A 16,650-nucleotide genomic window follows, 5' to 3' on the forward strand; every position below is an offset into this window, starting at 1 on the left:
CAGTTCTTGTTTTCTTGACCCGATCTTAGATTCTTCGGATTCCTTTTGTCAAGCATGATTGAGACGCTCTTACCCTGGCACCCGTGGCGATCGCCCAACAGCAAATTGCTCAAGAAAAAGCCAAGGGTGAAGCAGCTTTTGCAGCGTTGAAAAAAGAACGATTAGTTTCGATTCAGAGTCGCGCTGACATCGAAAATCAAATCAATCGCGATCGCCAAGAGTTCAAACAAATTGATACCGAACTTGCAAAAAATGTCGTTCGTTCTCCCGTAGACGGCACCATTCTAAAACTAAATCTACGAAATCCCGGACAAACTGCACAACTCGGTGCAGCAATCGCTCAAATTGCTCCCGCTAATGCTGCGATTGTCGTCAAAGCTCGGGTCGCCGCTCCCGATATTGGTAAAATAGCGATCGGTCAAACATCTATCCTGCGGATTTCTGCCTATCCCTATCCCGACTACGGCGTACTAGAAGCGAAAGTTAGTGCGATCGCACCCGATGCCATTGCTGGTGAAAATAACAGTCCGCCTTACTATGAAGTGACTGTTATGCCCCAAAGAACTTATTTAGTCAAGCGCGATCGGGCTATTAGTCAATCTGCTGATCAACAGTGCTGTCAGTATCATATTCAAGCCGGAATGGAAGTTACAGCCGACATTATTTCTCGCCAAGAAACCGTACTTACATTTATTTTCCGAAAAACCAGGATGCTCGCTGATGTTTAACCAACTTTACCATCACCCATTAGTATATTTGATGATGTAATTCGCCCTGACGTTCTTAGGGCGAGTTTTTGTACTGGTAGGCACGGCATCTTTACCTATCTTCAAGTTGGCCGATTCACCAGTCAAATCAGGTATGAAAAGAAAACGCAACCTGGAGCAACGCGCTCAGCATTGCCGAAGCAGCGCCATCACCTAGCAATATTGCTGCCCTTGCTGTTGCAGGATTAGGCTTGTTTCTCTTCAAGATTAATAAACAGCTAGGTTTTTTTACAGGGCTAGGTGTTGAAAGCGATCGCATTTTTTCCATAAGTGCGATCGTCTCCCCTGTATAAATTTATCTTTGGCGAATTTAATAGTAAAATTTTGTCCTGACCGAAAACAACCAGGGTACAAGCCCCCGGATAAATCCCTGGGGTCGCTTTCTTCAATCTAAAATCTAAAATCTAAAATCTAAAATCTAAAATCGATTGACTGTCACTTTCTTTTTCGCCACTAATCTCTACAATAGCCTCTACTTGGATTAACACAAAAATAAAATTTCTGCAAGTCACTCGATTATGCGACTGGTAACTAACAGCTAGTGACTGTTATTGTTAGTGATTACTTAAGAAAAGCAATTTAAATCAGGGACTGTCAAAAAAATTCAGAGTGCATTTCTACAGTTGTAGACCTGAACAAGAGTGAAATGAGCTAGATACCCCCACCGCAAGGGTATCTGGTTTCGTCATTCTCACCCTGTATGCCAATGGAGATATTTCCCATGAATTCACAGACACCAAAACGTCAGCGCGCAGTTATGTTGACATCTGAAGGTATTGATAAATTCCCAGCAGCAAAAGCTGAGGCAAAAAGTTACGAAAATTGCTACCAAAATTATACTCTCGAAGTTTTAGGCGATCGCACTAACACAGAGTCAGATAATTTCATTAAGGTATTAGTCAAGCAAATCTTGGATCGGGTAGGGGCGATAGTTGTGGAGATTGCAGGGCAGGTGCAATTCATGACTCAACGCGCCGAACAACTGTTGAACCAGTATTTTTTATCCCGCGCCCCGCACTCATTGCCAGAACTATTACAACATTGGTTCAACCAACAGATATCGCGACTTACATTCAACGGCGATATTCCATCTAGCTGTTTACCATTGTACATTCAGCAAGCCGGAAAACAGTTGAGCGTCCGTCTGGTTCCCGATCCCATTGGAGAGCAATATCTCTTGTTGTTAGAGGAACAAGAACTGCAGGGATTATCTATTTGTGGTCTGACATTGTTAGGACTTACCCAACGGGAGGCAGAGGTTCTCTTCTGGATTGCCAAAGATAAAAGTAATGCCCAAATTGCTAAAATTCTTGGTTGCCGTGAAGGAACAGTCCGAAAACATCTGGAGCATCTTTACGGGAAACTAAGCGTACAAACCCGGACGGCTGCTGTGATGGTTGCTCTGGAAAAATTGGGGTTGTTCAGCGGGGAATTTGTTGCGATATCTTCATAATCCTATACGCGGATCGTCGTATTGTTGCCCAACTTTATGTAGAAGAATATGAGATCAAACGCTACACGGAGCCTGTAACCTGTGCCAAACAAAAATCCACTACGGAGGTAAAAATGGAAACCAATAATGTAGACGCAACGGTCGATTTTGTCGATTTCGGTGTTCATAAACAGGATGGGGCTGCTCGCGAAGGTCAATCAGATGCTAAACCGGGCATCGAAAATGAAACAGTGCTTCACACGCTACGCGCATCATCAATCTTCTCTGTGGAAAACAAAGAAGTTTTACCTCAAAAAAGCCAAGAAGATGCAACAGTCGATTTTGTTGATGTCGCTGCCCTGAAACAAGATTCGACAGCTCGCGAAGGGCAATCAGATGCTAAACCGGGCATCGAAAATCAAACATTGCTTCACACCCTACGTGCATCATCAATGTTCTCTGTGGAAAACAAAGAAGTTTTACCTGAATTTACCCGTTCCAACACAGGGAAATAGAACCGTATTCATTGGCAATTACTCATTGTAAGAGGTGGAATATGCTCACAATTTGCAACAAATATACATCTGGTGTTTGGGTAGCTATTATGTACTATCGTCCCAACTGCCCAGATGGTGGGGATTGGGCAAAAAAAGGTTGGTGGCGGCTCAATCCTGGCGAATGCAAAGTGGTATATGGGGGTAGTTTGCGTAGTCTAAATCGCTACTACTGCTACTATGCCGAGGCTGATAACGGAGCAAATTGGTCAGGGCCTTACGTAAGGCCTGTCCCTCCACAAGCATTTGACTGGTGTGAGTGGACAAGCAGCACGCAGGCAACTAATGTAGGCTTCCGGTTGCTTGATATTAACAGTTACGACAATTTTACGCTGAATTTGACAGCATAAATCTCAGTGGCGTTGTCAAGTTAAATTTTTATTCTAAATTTAACTTGACAAATCTATCCAAGTAGACCTCTCCAATAATCATTATGGAACAGGCATCCTGCCTGTTCAAGACTGCCTTTTCGGGAGAAGTTTAATAGGACTCGTAACAGTTACGTAAGTTGTTGCAATATCTTCATAATCCTCTACGCGGATCGTCGTATTGCTTGCCAAATTAATTTGGATAATTATGAGATAGAAAGCAGTTATTCAGCTTCGGCATATAGTGAGAAACTACTTGCCATTAACGTTAAATAACAAGGAAACAAACTATGTCTTCTAGCACAGAAATTTTTGTATCGAATTCTCAGCTAGAGCTTCCCACAATTCAGGAAAGCCAAGAGGCTAACCTTGAAGATGTGCGTCAACTGGGCGCGCCTCAAGATGGAGCTTCGCCCGCAATATTGTTTGGTAATGGCTACGCTTATCGCCATGACTGGGGATTCAAGAAAGGACAGCACATCTTGCCTCTTAATTGGGGCTTGATCACACCTAACTCTCTCGTCTTCGTTGCGATCGGCGAAGGTGTTTCTCCAAATACCACGGCTGGAAAGAAGATCGGTGAGGCTCGATATACTCTCCATAACGTTTCCCCACAAAATGGTGTAGTCAAGATTTGGGTCAACATCGAGTGGGAACACAGCCTGATTCGGCTCTATGCTGATTATTTCGTATTCAACCCTTAGAAGCATGGATTAAATACAGGGCTGTTTCTTGACAAGTCACAGCCTGGGAATTCCATAAATCTATTTGCCAACTCAACGCATTATCTAACACTGAATTAGAGGTATTTTATGTCTGAACAACCGAGTTTTTCCATCCCAGAAACTGCTCAAGCCGATGAAACAACAGGGCGTTACATTATTACTTTCCGCGAAGATGCAGTGATAGAAGGATTAGACCTCCTGAGCGACCAAACTGGCATCAGAGGCCTGGCAAATGCTGCCGATTTCCCCGACTCTGCTCTAGACTTGAGCCAAATTGCAGCAGCAGGGGGAGCGGTGTTTCCTACTCTCGGCGTTGCCGTTGTTTCCTTAGACGAAGGGGCTTTCAGCAGCATTATGACCTCAGCGGGAGAGGATTCGGCTATTCTGGCGATCGAGCCGGAGAGCACCTTCTACGCGATTGGCGATGGGTTGTCGGCAGACTACCTGCGGGGCTATCGCGATGCGGTGGATAACCTGTACGAGAAAGCCACTAATACAGAGGTAGCAGACATCCAGAAACAAGAATGTTTTGCTGATGATACCGAGTTTACTTGGGGTCTGAAGGCAACGAAGGCGATGAAGTCTCTGTTGACTGGTAATGGAATCAAAGTTGCGGTGCTGGATACGGGGATGGATCTATTACATCCCGACTTCGCAGGTCGATCGATCGTATCGCAATCCTTCGTACCAGGGGAGGACGTACAAGATGGCAACAGTCATGGTACCCACTGCATCGGGACAGCCTGCGGGTTCAAGGATCTTAACGGCCGCAGGTACGGGATCGCTCACAAATCGACCATTTATGTCGGTAAAGTGTTGAGCAATGCCGGTAGTGGCGCTGGTGCCTGGATTCTGGCTGGGATGGAATGGGCGATCGTCAATGGGTGTCAAGTGATCTCGATGTCTTTAGGAAACACCACTCGAACACCGTCTCCTGCTTACGAAACTGTCGGCCGCCGAGCACTGCAAAATGGGTGTCTGATCGTGGCAGCCGCAGGCAATAACGGACGAACCGGAGGAACCGTCGGACAACCAGCCAATAGCCCGTCGATTATGGCTGTTGCAGCGATCGATAACTGCGTCCAAGTGGCTGACTTCTCGGCTACCTCTGAGCTAATTCAAGGAACTAAAGTCGATATCGCCGCTCCAGGGGTGAAAGTATACTCATCAGTGCCTATGAATAAAGGGCGTTATGCTGCTTACAATGGCACTAGCATGGCTACACCTCACGTAGCTGGCATCGCGGCCCTGTATGCCGAATCGACTGGTAAACGAGGTGCTGAACTTTGGCAATTGCTGACTGCTTATGCTATGGCACTACCATTACCATGTACTCGTGTCGGAAGTGGCTTAGTAGAAGCTCCGTAATGAAGAATATCCAAATCCCCGCAGGCTTAAAGTGCTGCGGGGATTTAACAGAAGACAATTTACAATACCGCAATGGATTTGCTCCAAAGGATGCTAAATATGTCTGACGAACAAGTACAGCGCATCATAGTGACTGTTGACGACCAAAACATATCGGTAATTCAATCGGTTGTCACTGCCTTAGAATCGGCGGGAATGAAAGTGGAGCAGGTGCTAGCTATTACTGGCATCATTACTGGAGAAGTTTCTCAATCGAAGCTAGAAGGACTAAAGAGCGTACCGGGCGTGGCTAGTGTCGAGATCGATCGAGAAATGCAGGCAATTTAAACTAATCAATCATTTAGGGGTTAGTAGATCGAGTTTTGCTAACCCCAAATAGCGAATGCCTTCCGGTGTCACATCAAAGCGACAGGGCAAAATCTCTACACCTTCACTAATCGCCTGTCTGAACAATTCTCCGTAAAGGCGATCGGCACTATCCCCCGGAGCAAAATCCGTACAATCCCCGCGATTAATAAAATACAGCATTACAGCCCTCGAACCCTGCCGCACCACTTCTATCAATTCTCTCAAATGCTTTTGTCCCCTCTCCGTCACTGTATCGGGAAATAAAGCTAACTCCTCTTTTACCCAAGTTGTATTTTTTACTTCCAGAAAAATCGGTTTTTCCTCACCAGTTAGCCAAAAATCCACTCTACTTTTTTTATCAGTGCCGTAAACAACCTCCGGTTGAATTAAACTGTAATTGCCCAACTCTGGAAACAATTTCAATTCCAAAGCTAATTTAACTACTCGATTTGGTAGCCCAGTATTAACTCCCACCCAAGTTGGCACAGTGTCGCAAACTTTAATTAATTCCCAAGTATAAGCTAACTTGCGTTTGGGATTGTCGCTGGGAGATACTAGCACTGGATTGCCCGGAATGTAAACACCAGTCATCGGGCCAGTATTCGGACAATGCGCGGTGATTATTTCTCCCGAATCTAGTTCAATTTCCGCAAAAAATCGCTTGTAACGTTTGATGAGAATTCCGGGTAAGAGAGGAGGATATTTGTAAATTAAGCCTGTCATTCGATTTTAGATTGTAGATTGTAAATTGTAGATTTTAGATTTTAGATTCTCGATTGTAGATTTTAGATTCTCGATTGTAGATTGTAGATTGTACCTATAACCGAATACCTGGGTTCGCACTTTTTAAATAAGTCTGGGAGCTAACACAATCGATCATACGTTATCAACTATTATGTTATTTATCTGCTTTTCTCAACTCATTTGTTTCATCATTTTTAGAGGGTAGATTGTATATTGTAGATTTTAGATTGACGCATCATAGCACGAAACGGCGGTTTGTAGTTAGGACGCATAGTCCCGATCAATTATTGAATTGCCGCAAGTCAGTAATATCGATAAAATTGGTATCAGCGCAATTCCCCCTAGAAGTTTTATGAGTTCATGATATGATTCTCCCGATTCGCGATTAAAATAAGTGAATCCTTTTAGCACTAGCGTTTGTAACCATTTGTGTCCCAATTACAGAAGCCCTCTCGTTCCCTCGCAGGGATTGCCGGCATTGTCGCAGTCGCCACTCTAATTAGCAAAGTCTTTGGATTGGTGCGCCAAATTGCGATCGCCGCAGCCTTTGGAGTCGGTGTCGCCGTCGATGCCTACAACTACGCCTACGTCATCCCTGGTTTCTTATTTATTTTGCTGGGAGGGATTAATGGGCCATTTCACAGCGCCATAGTAAGTGTTTTAGCTCGCCGGGATAAAAAAGAAGCAGCACCCTTAGTCGAGACTATCACCACCTTAGTCGGGGGCATATTGCTGTTGGTAACAGTCGCTTTAATTATTTTTGCAGATCCGGCGATCGATTTGGTGGCACCGGGATTAAATAGGACAACAGAAGGTTTACAAATCAAAGCAATCGCCGTCCAGCAATTTCGGATTATGGCGCCGATGGCGTTACTTTCAGGCTTGATCGGCATTGGTTTCGGCACTCTCAACGCTGCCGATATGTACTGGTTGCCTTCGATTAGTCCTTTATTTTCTAGCGTTGCACTTGTCGGCGGTTTAGGGATTCTCGCACTGCAACTCGGAGACAAAATTATTCAACCAGAATACGCACTAATTGGCGGCTTAGTGTTAGCTTGGGGAACTTTAGCGGGCGCAGTTTTGCAGTGGCTGGTGCAACTGGTGGCGCAGTGGCGCGCCGGCTTGGGAACATTGCGCTTGCGGTTTAATTTTAAACGGCCGGGAGTACAAGAAGTAATTAAGGTGATGGTTCCTGCGACCTTATCATCAGGAATGCTGCAAATTAATGTCTATACTGACCTCTTTTTCGCATCCTACATCCCTCAAGCTGCCTCTGCGTTAGGTTACAGTGGCTTGTTAGTTATGACGCCTTTAGGGATCATTTCTAATGTAATTTTAGTGCCATTTCTACCCATATTTTCTCGCCTCACCGATCCGAGAGATTGGCCGGAATTAAAAGCTCGAATTCGTCAATCTTTAATTTTGACTGCCCTTACGATGCTGCCTCTGAGCGCTTTAATGGTAACACTTGCCGGGCCGATCGTCCGCGTGGTTTACGAACGCTATGCTTTTGATCGGGAGGCTTCGCTGTTTGTCACGCCGATATTGATGGCTTACAGTATTGGAATGTTTGTGTATTTGGGACGCGACGTTTTGGTACGGGTATTTTACGCTTTGGGAGACGGGGAAACGCCTTTCCGCATCAGTATTATCAATATCTTTTTGAACGGACTGCTAGATTATTTGTTAGTTGGAGCTTTTGGCGCGCCCGGATTAGTTTTGGCGACGGTGGGAGTGAATCTTGTTTCGATGATTATGCTTTTGTACTTATTAGATAAAAAGCTGGGCGGCCTACCTTGGGGAGAGTGGAGTTTACCTTTCCTGGGGTTAACTTCTGGCAGTTGTTTAACCGCTTTCGTGACGTTGGCTACTCTGCAAGGCTGTCAAAGAGTTTTGGGTACTGAAGGTTTGGTAATTCAATTAGTGCAGTTGAGTGTGGCAAGTTTTGTAGGGTTAGGGGTTTTTGCCCTGTTTGTCAGTCAGATGAAGTTGCCCGAAGTTGATATGTTTGTCGATCGCATTCGGGCGCGTTTTCGCAAATAAATAAAATTGTCGGGGCGGGTTAAGGGCGAAATACCAGACACAACGCCCACAATCTGCGTACAAAACCCGCCCTTTACTTTACATTTTCCGCTGAAATTCCTCAAGAACATCCATCAATTGAACTTGACACTGCATCGGAATTAAATCTGCCAGTGGCACTTCCCGCTTGCCGCCCCCCAACTTGACTGGAATTCCTTGCAAAACTTGTCCAACTTTGTCAGCATCTAAATCGCCATCTTCCAGCATCGAATAAAGTTGTTGGGCAACAACGGTATGCAGGTGAGCATCATTGAGATACAAATGCCACTTGGCAATATCAATGTAGACATTTTCGCCGATTTCGGCTGCTAAGGATTCGATCGCCTGTGTAGTATTAGCCATATCAAAAAAGCCGAAAGTTATTTGTTATCAATCAAAAGACTTAACAAATCGTCGCCAACTGCCTTCAGCCAGAATCTTTGGTGAGGGGCGAATAATCGGCGATCGCAAAATGGTAAATCGCGTGGGCCAAAACTACTAGAGCCCATCCACCCGTTACCGAAATTGCCCAAGGCCAATCAGCCTTTTGCAAATTGTGAACAAACCACAAACCAGAATTGGTAGCAGAAAAAAGACCGACGTGGATAGCAAAATTCATCCGGTCATCTAAGCGGCGGTACTCTGGATCATTGCGATCGGGTTTGCGGGGCCAACGAGGAGGCATAGTTTTTCACTTGATATTAGTAGTTCTGTGCCTATTTTAATCATAAGTGCAGCTTTTTGAATGCTGCATCCCTCTTTCGGCATGAAACTTATGCCTCTACATTTTCATAGTCTCCAGACTTGCCACCACTTTTACTCACCAGGCGAATTGACTCAATGGCGATCGACTTTTCCAATCCTTTCGCCATATCATACAAAGTCAGCGCCGCCACCGAAACCGCCGTCAGCGCCTCCATTTCCACCCCTGTTTCCGCCTTAATTTTCACCGTCGCCCGAATTTGATACCCCGGCAACTCAGCATCCGGCATCACCTGCACCTCCACGCTACTCAGCGGCAGAGGGTGACACAGAGGAATCAAATGTGCAGTCTGTTTCGCCGCCATAATTCCAGCCAGCCTTGCAGTGCCCAACACATCACCTTTCGGCGCATTCCCCGCTTCAATCGCCGCAAACGTCTCCGGCAGCATCCGCACCCGGCCAGCAGCCACAGCTTGCCGCACAGTGGGCACCTTCGCTGAAACGTCCACCATTTGGGCTTCCCCGCTGTTGTTGAGGTGAGTTAGCTGTGTCGCATCGGGCAATTTAGAAAAAGTTTGCGAAAGGTCTTGCATTATTTTGGTAATGGTGTTACTGTTAGATTCTGTGAGAAAAGAACTTAATCAATTTTAGATTAAATCTTAACTCAACAGGGGCTTGTAGCTTAGTTGGATAGAGTGCATGGCTACGAACCATGAGGTCGGGGGTTCGAATCCCTCCAAGCCCATTTAAAAACGTTATAAGCTGTGAGTTCTGAGTTTTGAGTTTTGAGTTTTGAGTTTTGAATTAAGAAATTAATTCAACTCACGACTTAAAACTCAGAACTTTTTTAATCTTTGTGGAACAGGCATCTTGCCTGTTTTTCAGAATGCTGCGCGGGAACAAAAACCCGGTTTCTGCCTCAATATCTGTCGCATAGATTCACAATTTTTGGGAGAAACCGGGTTTTGTGGTAAGTCCCCTGATTGCCTCTTCCTTCTTGCTTCTGTAATATCATCGGTTCAAGGCATAAACATCTTTGCCTCGACCGATCGCAAACTTCATCGAATTAGACAAGCCCTTGCTAGACTGAGTAATAAAAACCAGCAAAGCCAAGCCAGCAAGGCCAGCAGCAAAACCAAACATATTTCTGTAGCCAACTTGTTCAGCAACAAAGCCTAAAGTCGGGCCAGCAATCGCAATTCCTAAATCAAATCCGCCAATACAAAGCGAAAACAAGCGGCCCCTTTCATGAGGTTCGCACCTGTCAGACATCAGCGTTACCATCATCGGCAAAACCGTACCGCCCGCGCAACCTTCAACCAAAGCTGCGATTAAAAAAGCATTGCTGTTGTTAGCAAAATACAACAATAACATCGACGCGGCATAACAGATTAAGCCTGCAGAAATAAACAAGCCACGACCGTATTTGTCCGAAGCCCGTCCCGTGAGCAACCGTATACCGAAACTGGCAATAGCCGCCGTCGAATAAAATAATCCTGGATTCAAATTAGTCTTAGTTTCTTGGAGAAACAAAGGCATAAAAGTGCTCAAAGTTCCAAATACTAAGCCAACCACTAATAACACTAAAGCCGGAATCCGCACTCTCGGATTCCAGAGCATTTCCCAGTATTTTTGGCTATTTTTGTCCTCAGATAGCGAGTCCGATTTTGTTAAATCTGCAAAATTAGGTTCCGCAACTTTGCAGGTAAAAAATACAGCCATTGCAGCGAAAGCCGCCGACATCGCAAACAAAGGAGTATAACCAACCCAAGCTTGCACAAATCCGCCAATAGCAGGCCCAACTGCTAAACCAATAGGATTCACCAAGCTCATGTAACCGATTAATTCGCCCCGCTTTCCTGGCGGCGATAAATCTGTTACCAAAGCGCTGTAAGCTGTAGTAAAAGCGGCGATACTAATGCCGTGAAAAACGCGAATAAGTAACAGTAAGGGGATAGATTGAGCTAACAGGTAGCCCAAAGGGGCGATCGCAGCGACTGACGCACCTAGAATCAAAACTTGTTTTCGCCCTCTGCTGTCGGCTATTTTACCCAATTGCGGCCTCGATACCAAAAGTCCGATCGCAAATGCACCCATCACAAAGCCAATTTGCTGTTTTGTGCCCCCCACAAATTGAACGTACAGCGGCAAAGTTGGCAGCAGCGAAGCCAAACTTGACCAGAATAGCAGCCCTGCGGTGAATAAAGTCAGCAAGCTGCGTCTGGGTTGGGGATCGATGTCCCTAAAAATATTCAAGATGCTAATTCCTTTTAAATCTTCTGAGTGCGCTCAAGCTGAGGTCGAGTGTATATATATCATTGTGTTACAATTTCTTAATATTTGCAACAAAAAAACTTGATATTCTACTCACCGTCAACAGTCAGCATTCTTACCAATCAACCTCAGCCCTTTCCCCCACCACCCGTTCATAAACCCACTCGGTTTCTATTGCCAACTTCGGCCAACTAAACCGGCGTTCCAAATCCTGATAAGCATTGTCAACCAACCACTGTGCGTAACCCGGATTTTTCAATACCTCCAAAATTCCCCATGCCAAAGAATCCCGATTGTTTGCCTCAGTAACAACGCCAGTTTTAGTGTGCAACACCACCTCTGGAAGTCCGCCCGCATCCGAAACGACCACAGGCACTCTTGCAGCAAAGCTTTCTAACGCTACAATCCCAAAAGGTTCGTAAAGACTGGGAAAAACCGCGCAGTCAGCCACCGTCTGGAATTTGTCCAGATGTTCCTCAAACATGAACCCAGTAAAATAACACTTATTCCAAATTCCTAAATGCCAAGCTAAATGTTTTAGATGGTCTGTATTGCCGCCACCAACAATTACAATTTTCGCTTTACCCCCCATTTCCCAAATTACTTTAGGTGCAGCATTTAGAAATACACCTATGCCTTTTTCATAGCTAATTCTTCCTACATAATAGACAATTTTCTCATCATCAGCAGCAAACTGTCGACGGAAACCCATTGCGTCAAATTCGTGCCAGCGGGGCTTTTTATCTGGTCTAATTCCGTTGTAAATTACCTCTATTTTATTCCACGGAGTCGATAGTACCCGTTCGGCTTCCCGCCGCATATAATCACTGCAAACAATTACTCGCCAAGCGTTGTAAGCGAGGTCGTTTTCCTTGGTGTGAATGTAGCGCTGCCCTTCATTGTGGATGCCGTTGAAGCGCCCGTATTCGGTGGCGTGGATGGTGGCAATTAGCGGTACTTTAAAGGTATGCTTCAGGGCGATCGCCGCATCTCCCACTAACCAATCGTGAGCGTGGATGATATCAAAGGGGCCTTCCTCAAGCATCAGTTTTCCGCCTTGGTGGCCCATGCTTTGGTTGAGGTTCGCCACCCAGTGAAAAAAGTCCTTGGCGTGCCCCACAACCACCCGATGCACACGTATTCCTTCTACCACTTCGTACATCGGCGCATGGCCGAACTCTACTGTAATTAAGTGAATGTCGTGCCCCAGCTTCACCAATTCTGGATATAGTTCCGATACGTGGCGGGCGATACCGCCTACGATTCTGGGAGGGAACTCCCATGCCAAAACCAAAATTTTCATCTTTCTCCCTCCAAATAATTTATATAACTTAATGTTTAGGATTAACAGATTTATTGTATAATTATCACCCTTAAATTTAAGTTGAGCGTAAGTTGATGCCCAATGCCTGACTTTTGGCAGCAACAAAGACAAAAAATCATGCCTAAATCTGGTTTTTGCATGAAATTGCTCGATCGCCATTACCTGAAAAAAACAGGTCTCCTCAAGATTTAAGCCACTGAAGGAAGCAATGGCGATCGCGCCTACCCGCTTACCGTTTCTTCAAAATCGGCTCCAATTCGCGGCGAAAACGGGTCCAAGCAGCAGCCGATGCAGAATTAGAAACAGCACCCTGACGCATCAAAATCGCGCCGTCTTCAAAGCCAACAATTCCGTACTCTCCAGATTTGGACATTCGATCGATCGCTGGTACGATCTCCCGCAACTGTCCCCGTTCCCCGCGAAACGCAGCCTGATACTGCTGCAACTGCCACAAATCGGCAATTACGTATTGCATCTTCACTGCCTTCCCCGCATCATTGCGGAGTTCAAACATTGGAAACCTGAGAATTTCCCGCCTGCTTGACAAAATCGGCACAATAGTATTCGTCGCTGCCACGCTAGCATCAGCAGGAATTTGAGCCAACAGTGGCTGCACTTGCAAAACGTGCTGCCATTGTCTGACAAGAGGAACCTGCACCCAAGGATCGATCGCATCGGGCAAAATCAAAGAAAAAGTCCGATTTGGGTTAGAAGTGAAGGTAAAAAATAGCGACAAACAGATGCAAAACCCCCAAAAGCGACGAAAATTTGAAGAAGAAGGCAGAGGAAATAAAGCAGAAGGAAAACGCAAAAACATTCTTTCCTCTTTCACCATTCTATCTTCTTCCTTTTGACGCTGGGCCCACCACAGAATCGCCCCATAAAAAAGCCCTGGAACCACAGTCATCGCATAGCGAATATTAATCGCCAGCACCGACTCTCCTTTCGCTAAAAATAGCTTCAGCAGCGGAAATCCAGCTATCATCCAAGACGCAGGCGCGAAAGCAGGAACCAAAGCTAATGGCAACCACTGGCCAAGCAGGTATCTAATCTTACCAAAAAACGGCGTAAATAACTGAGCCACCAACCGCCAGGGATTGCTCACCATTCCCCAAATAATTTCTAGAGTAGAAGCTTCATCTCCATCAGCATATTGACCGAAGCGCTCCATCATAAACCGCTGGGATATATCAGCAGAAAACAAAGGCATAATCAGATTGGTCAGGACGATCATATAACCAAAACTGAGTATGCAGACAGCCAAACCAGTCCGAGGGTAGCGCCGGCTCAAAATCAGGTAAACTCCGACGCCAAATAAAACAACTCCCCCATCTTCTCGCACGGCCAAAATTAAAGTTGCCAGAATCCCAAACAGCGGCCACCAGCGCTTCTCCATTGCCAGCAGCAAGCCAAAGACATACAGCGGCATTTGACAAATATCGTGAAAATTGCCCAAAGTAGGGCCGATGACCGCGTTAGCGCAGTAATAGCTCACAACAATTGTCGCCGACAGTCTTGGTTCCAGATAGTGTCTGGCGAGAGCATAGAGCACTCCTCCAGCCGCCGTAATTAAAGTCACCTGCAACACAGTCAAAGTGACGGGCGAGGGAAACAGCGAGTAAATTGGCAGCCACAGCATCAGCGCCGGGGTGAAATGCTGCCCCAACCGATAGTAAGATACTTCCGGGAGCTGATTTTGGTGAACTACATTAGTTGACAAAGCTGAAGAGAGGGAACTCTCAAACAAGTGACCCCGAGTGCCGTTCCAAAAAAGTTGATTGAAAATGCCTTGGTCGTAAGTAGCGTAAAAGCTGTAGTAGCGGTGCAGCGTCAGCAACAGGCACAGCACAAAAAAGGCGGCCGCCACTTGAACCACCACCCGCAGCGACTCATTTTTCTTCCATCTCAAAAATATCATCTGCCCGCCTGTAATGAAATTATCGGACAATAGCATAAATCTAAAGTAAGTATTAAATTAAAGTAGAAGTGAAATAACTCGGCTCGGCAATGCTCAATTATTTTCACCCGATCGAAAAGCTCAACAGCGTCCATCCAACACCCGGCACCAGCGGCACTGACTGTTCTCTCGAACAGGCGGCCAATTCCGCACCGCTTTTACAGCTTTTGCTGTTCGTAGACAAGCGTCCCTCTTCCCGGGAACAGACCAGACACATCCGCAAGTCCCTAAAGGATTTGAAGGCAGAGTGCGACTTTGAGCTTCAAATCATCGACGTAGGAGAACAGCCCGATTTAGCCGAACACTTTAAACTTGTAGCCACTCCCTCGCTGCTCAAAATTCATCCTGATCCGCGACAAACTCTCGCCGGCAGCAATTTAATCGCCCAACTCGAACACTGGTGGCCCCGGTGGAAGCGTTCTGTAGAAGAATACGCAGCTCAACAACAGTCGGCCCCAGCTCTTGCTGAAACCCTGACTGACTCAAAACCCATCTATTCCGTTGCTTGCGCGGCTGAACTTGTGCAGCTTTCCGATGAAGTTTTTCGCCTCAAACAGGAAAAAGAACACCTGCAAGAGCAGTTGCAGTTGAAAGACCGGATTATTGCGATGCTAGCTCACGACTTGCGTAATCCCTTGACGGCAGCATCTTTGGCTTTGGAGACTTTGGAGTCAAGTCAGAAGGTGAAGGAGGGGGAAAAGTCGCGTTTGACGCCGAGTCTGGCGGCTCATTTGATGAAACAAGCCCGCCGCCAAATCCGAATTGTCGATCGTATGATTACAGATATCCTGCAAGCAGCCCGGGGTACAAACGCTCAACTCCACATTGAACCAAAAAGAATCGAACTGGGGGCGATTTGTCAAGATGTAATCTTGCAGTTTCAAGACAAATTTCAGGCGAAAAGTCTGAACTTAGAAACAGACATTCCCGCAGATTTGCCCTTGGTTTATGCCGATCCCGATCGCATCAAACAAGTCATAGTCAACCTGCTTGACAACGCCAGCAAGTACACCCCAGACCAAGGAACTGTTAATCTTTCAATTCTCCACCGCACCGCTTACAAAGTTCAAGTCAGCATTTGCAACAGCGGGCCGGGAATTCCTGAAGAAGATTGCGCCAGCATTTTTGAAGACAGCTTTCGCTTGCAGCGAGATAAATCAACAGACGGTTACGGCATTGGGCTGTCTCTGTGTCAAGGCATCATCCGCGCCCACTACGGTCAAATTTGGGTAGACTCTGTACCCGATAGAGGCAGTTGTTTTCACTTTACTCTGCCCGTCCAAAAATAAAACTTAGCTGTCAGTTGTCAGTTGTCAGTTGTCAGTAGCAACCGAATTTGATATTACAGCAACCGCGCCCGACGGTTAGGACGTTTTTAATTCCTAAAACCCTTGCGGAAGATTGCTTATTGCTTCTTATTTCTGGTATACAGCTCAACTTTTCCGCAGTGCAGCAATAATCTGTTCGTTTGCTTTGGGAAAAGTAAATTGGTCAATTTCATCGAGTGTCACCCAGCGAATTTCCTCGCATTCGATCGTTTGCGGTTCCCCACTGACGTAGCGGCAGTGGTGCACGTAGAGCCTAACTGTAAATTTAGTGTAGTCGTGGTCAATTGTAATCAGGCGATCGCCAACTTCTACGACAATCCCCAACTCCTCCATAATTTCCCGTTCTATGCAAGCTTCGATTGTTTCCCCAGGCTCTATTTTTCCGCCCGGAAACTCCCAGAAACCCCCGTGCAGCCCATGTTGTCGGCGCTTGTCAATCAAAATTTGTTGGCGATCGTTCCAGATTGCAGCAACGCCGATAACTTTGTGGGCAACAGGAGAAACAGACATATTAATTAGGAATGGGGAATGGGGAATTGGGAATTGGGAATGTAAGAATAATATCAATAATTATTCAATTATTTAATCTAAAATCTAAAATCTAAAATCTAAAATCAACCCTCTAAAATCTAAAATCTAAAATCAACCCTCTAAAATCTAAAATCTAAAATCAACCCTCTAAAATCTAAAATCTAAAA

General features: G+C 45.7%; 17 protein-coding genes and 1 tRNA gene. 10 read left to right on the forward strand and 8 right to left on the reverse strand.

The genetic code is table 11. The annotated features are described in order from the left end of the window. Positions 1-83 precede the first annotated feature (83 nt). The 7 genes from QUA24_RS15875 (at position 84) to QUA24_RS15905 (ending at position 5,541) form a co-directional block, all read left to right on the forward strand. Entirely contained in the window at positions 84-728 is a 645-nt protein-coding gene (locus QUA24_RS15875) for an HlyD family efflux transporter periplasmic adaptor subunit (protein WP_333230704.1), read from the forward strand. A 760-nt stretch (positions 729-1,488) separates the two neighbouring features. Then, a complete protein-coding gene (locus QUA24_RS15880; protein ID WP_333230705.1) occupies positions 1,489-2,220 on the forward strand; it encodes a helix-turn-helix transcriptional regulator in 732 nt (243 codons plus the stop codon). Positions 2,221-2,333: 113 nt separating this feature from the next. Next, on the forward strand, positions 2,334-2,714 hold the full coding sequence (locus tag QUA24_RS15885; RefSeq protein WP_333230706.1) for a hypothetical protein: 381 nt from the start codon (positions 2,334-2,336) through the stop codon (positions 2,712-2,714). Positions 2,715-2,755: 41 nt separating this feature from the next. Next, positions 2,756-3,103 (forward strand): DUF1036 domain-containing protein, encoded by a 348-nt coding sequence (locus QUA24_RS15890; protein ID WP_333210206.1) that lies wholly within the window; start codon positions 2,756-2,758, stop codon positions 3,101-3,103. A gap of 308 nt (positions 3,104-3,411) precedes the next feature. After that, the gene (locus tag QUA24_RS15895) at positions 3,412-3,825 is read left to right on the forward strand and encodes a hypothetical protein (protein ID WP_333230707.1); all 414 of its coding nucleotides are present in this window, start codon (positions 3,412-3,414) and stop codon (positions 3,823-3,825) included. A 108-nt stretch (positions 3,826-3,933) separates the two neighbouring features. After that, the gene (locus QUA24_RS15900) at positions 3,934-5,214 is read left to right on the forward strand and encodes a S8 family serine peptidase (RefSeq protein ID WP_333230708.1); all 1,281 of its coding nucleotides are present in this window, start codon (positions 3,934-3,936) and stop codon (positions 5,212-5,214) included. A gap of 99 nt (positions 5,215-5,313) precedes the next feature. Beyond that, positions 5,314-5,541: a hypothetical protein gene (locus QUA24_RS15905; RefSeq protein WP_333230709.1), complete on the forward strand. Its 228-nt coding sequence runs from the start codon at positions 5,314-5,316 to the stop codon at positions 5,539-5,541. 9 nt (positions 5,542-5,550) lie between these two features. Here the strand turns inward: QUA24_RS15905 and sfsA are convergent, their stop codons facing one another. Next, a complete protein-coding gene (sfsA, locus tag QUA24_RS15910; RefSeq protein ID WP_333037584.1) occupies positions 5,551-6,285 on the reverse strand; it encodes a DNA/RNA nuclease SfsA in 735 nt (244 codons plus the stop codon). Between the two features lie 450 nt (positions 6,286-6,735). Between sfsA and murJ the strand changes: the two genes are divergently transcribed. Continuing rightward, positions 6,736-8,349 carry a murein biosynthesis integral membrane protein MurJ gene (murJ, locus tag QUA24_RS15915; RefSeq protein WP_333230710.1) on the forward strand — a complete coding sequence of 538 codons (1,614 nt, stop codon included), beginning with the start codon at positions 6,736-6,738 and terminating at the stop codon, positions 8,347-8,349. Between the two features lie 78 nt (positions 8,350-8,427). On the opposite strand, the gene QUA24_RS15920 is transcribed toward murJ, so the two are convergent. The 3 genes from QUA24_RS15920 to moaC all read right to left on the reverse strand — a co-directional run bounded on the left by QUA24_RS15920 (position 8,428) and on the right by moaC (position 9,662). Beyond that, complete coding sequence (locus QUA24_RS15920; protein WP_333057367.1) at positions 8,428-8,730, reverse strand: DUF3181 family protein; 303 nt, start codon at positions 8,728-8,730, stop codon at positions 8,428-8,430. Positions 8,731-8,794: 64 nt separating this feature from the next. Further along, entirely contained in the window at positions 8,795-9,052 is a 258-nt protein-coding gene (locus tag QUA24_RS15925; protein WP_006633890.1) for a 2TM domain-containing protein, read from the reverse strand. A gap of 88 nt (positions 9,053-9,140) precedes the next feature. Further along, the gene (gene moaC, locus QUA24_RS15930) at positions 9,141-9,662 is read right to left on the reverse strand and encodes a cyclic pyranopterin monophosphate synthase MoaC (protein ID WP_333230711.1); all 522 of its coding nucleotides are present in this window, start codon (positions 9,660-9,662) and stop codon (positions 9,141-9,143) included. A gap of 78 nt (positions 9,663-9,740) precedes the next feature. Between moaC and QUA24_RS15935 the strand changes: the two genes are divergently transcribed. Next, a tRNA-Arg gene (locus QUA24_RS15935) sits at positions 9,741-9,814 on the forward strand. A 266-nt stretch (positions 9,815-10,080) separates the two neighbouring features. Here QUA24_RS15935 and QUA24_RS15940 read toward each other — a convergent pair. The 3 genes from QUA24_RS15940 to QUA24_RS15950 all read right to left on the reverse strand — a co-directional run bounded on the left by QUA24_RS15940 (position 10,081) and on the right by QUA24_RS15950 (position 14,585). Next, entirely contained in the window at positions 10,081-11,325 is a 1,245-nt protein-coding gene (locus QUA24_RS15940; protein WP_333230712.1) for an MFS transporter, read from the reverse strand. Positions 11,326-11,458: 133 nt separating this feature from the next. Next, positions 11,459-12,646, reverse strand: a complete 1,188-nt coding sequence (locus QUA24_RS15945; protein ID WP_333230713.1) for a glycosyltransferase family 4 protein — start codon at positions 12,644-12,646, stop codon at positions 11,459-11,461. A 250-nt stretch (positions 12,647-12,896) separates the two neighbouring features. Then, positions 12,897-14,585: a DUF2079 domain-containing protein gene (locus QUA24_RS15950; RefSeq protein ID WP_333230714.1), complete on the reverse strand. Its 1,689-nt coding sequence runs from the start codon at positions 14,583-14,585 to the stop codon at positions 12,897-12,899. Positions 14,586-14,674: 89 nt separating this feature from the next. Between QUA24_RS15950 and QUA24_RS15955 the strand changes: the two genes are divergently transcribed. Then, positions 14,675-15,913, forward strand: a complete 1,239-nt coding sequence (locus QUA24_RS15955; RefSeq protein ID WP_333230715.1) for a histidine kinase — start codon at positions 14,675-14,677, stop codon at positions 15,911-15,913. A gap of 144 nt (positions 15,914-16,057) precedes the next feature. Here the strand turns inward: QUA24_RS15955 and mutT are convergent, their stop codons facing one another. Beyond that, positions 16,058-16,462, reverse strand: coding sequence for an 8-oxo-dGTP diphosphatase MutT (gene mutT / locus QUA24_RS15960; protein ID WP_333214867.1), 405 nt, complete (start codon positions 16,460-16,462; stop codon positions 16,058-16,060). Positions 16,463-16,650 lie beyond the last annotated feature (188 nt).

Origin of the sequence: Microcoleus sp. Pol12B5 (assembly GCF_036701335.1) — a bacterium.
In the GTDB taxonomy this organism is placed as follows: Bacteria; Cyanobacteriota; Cyanobacteriia; order Cyanobacteriales; family Microcoleaceae; genus Microcoleus.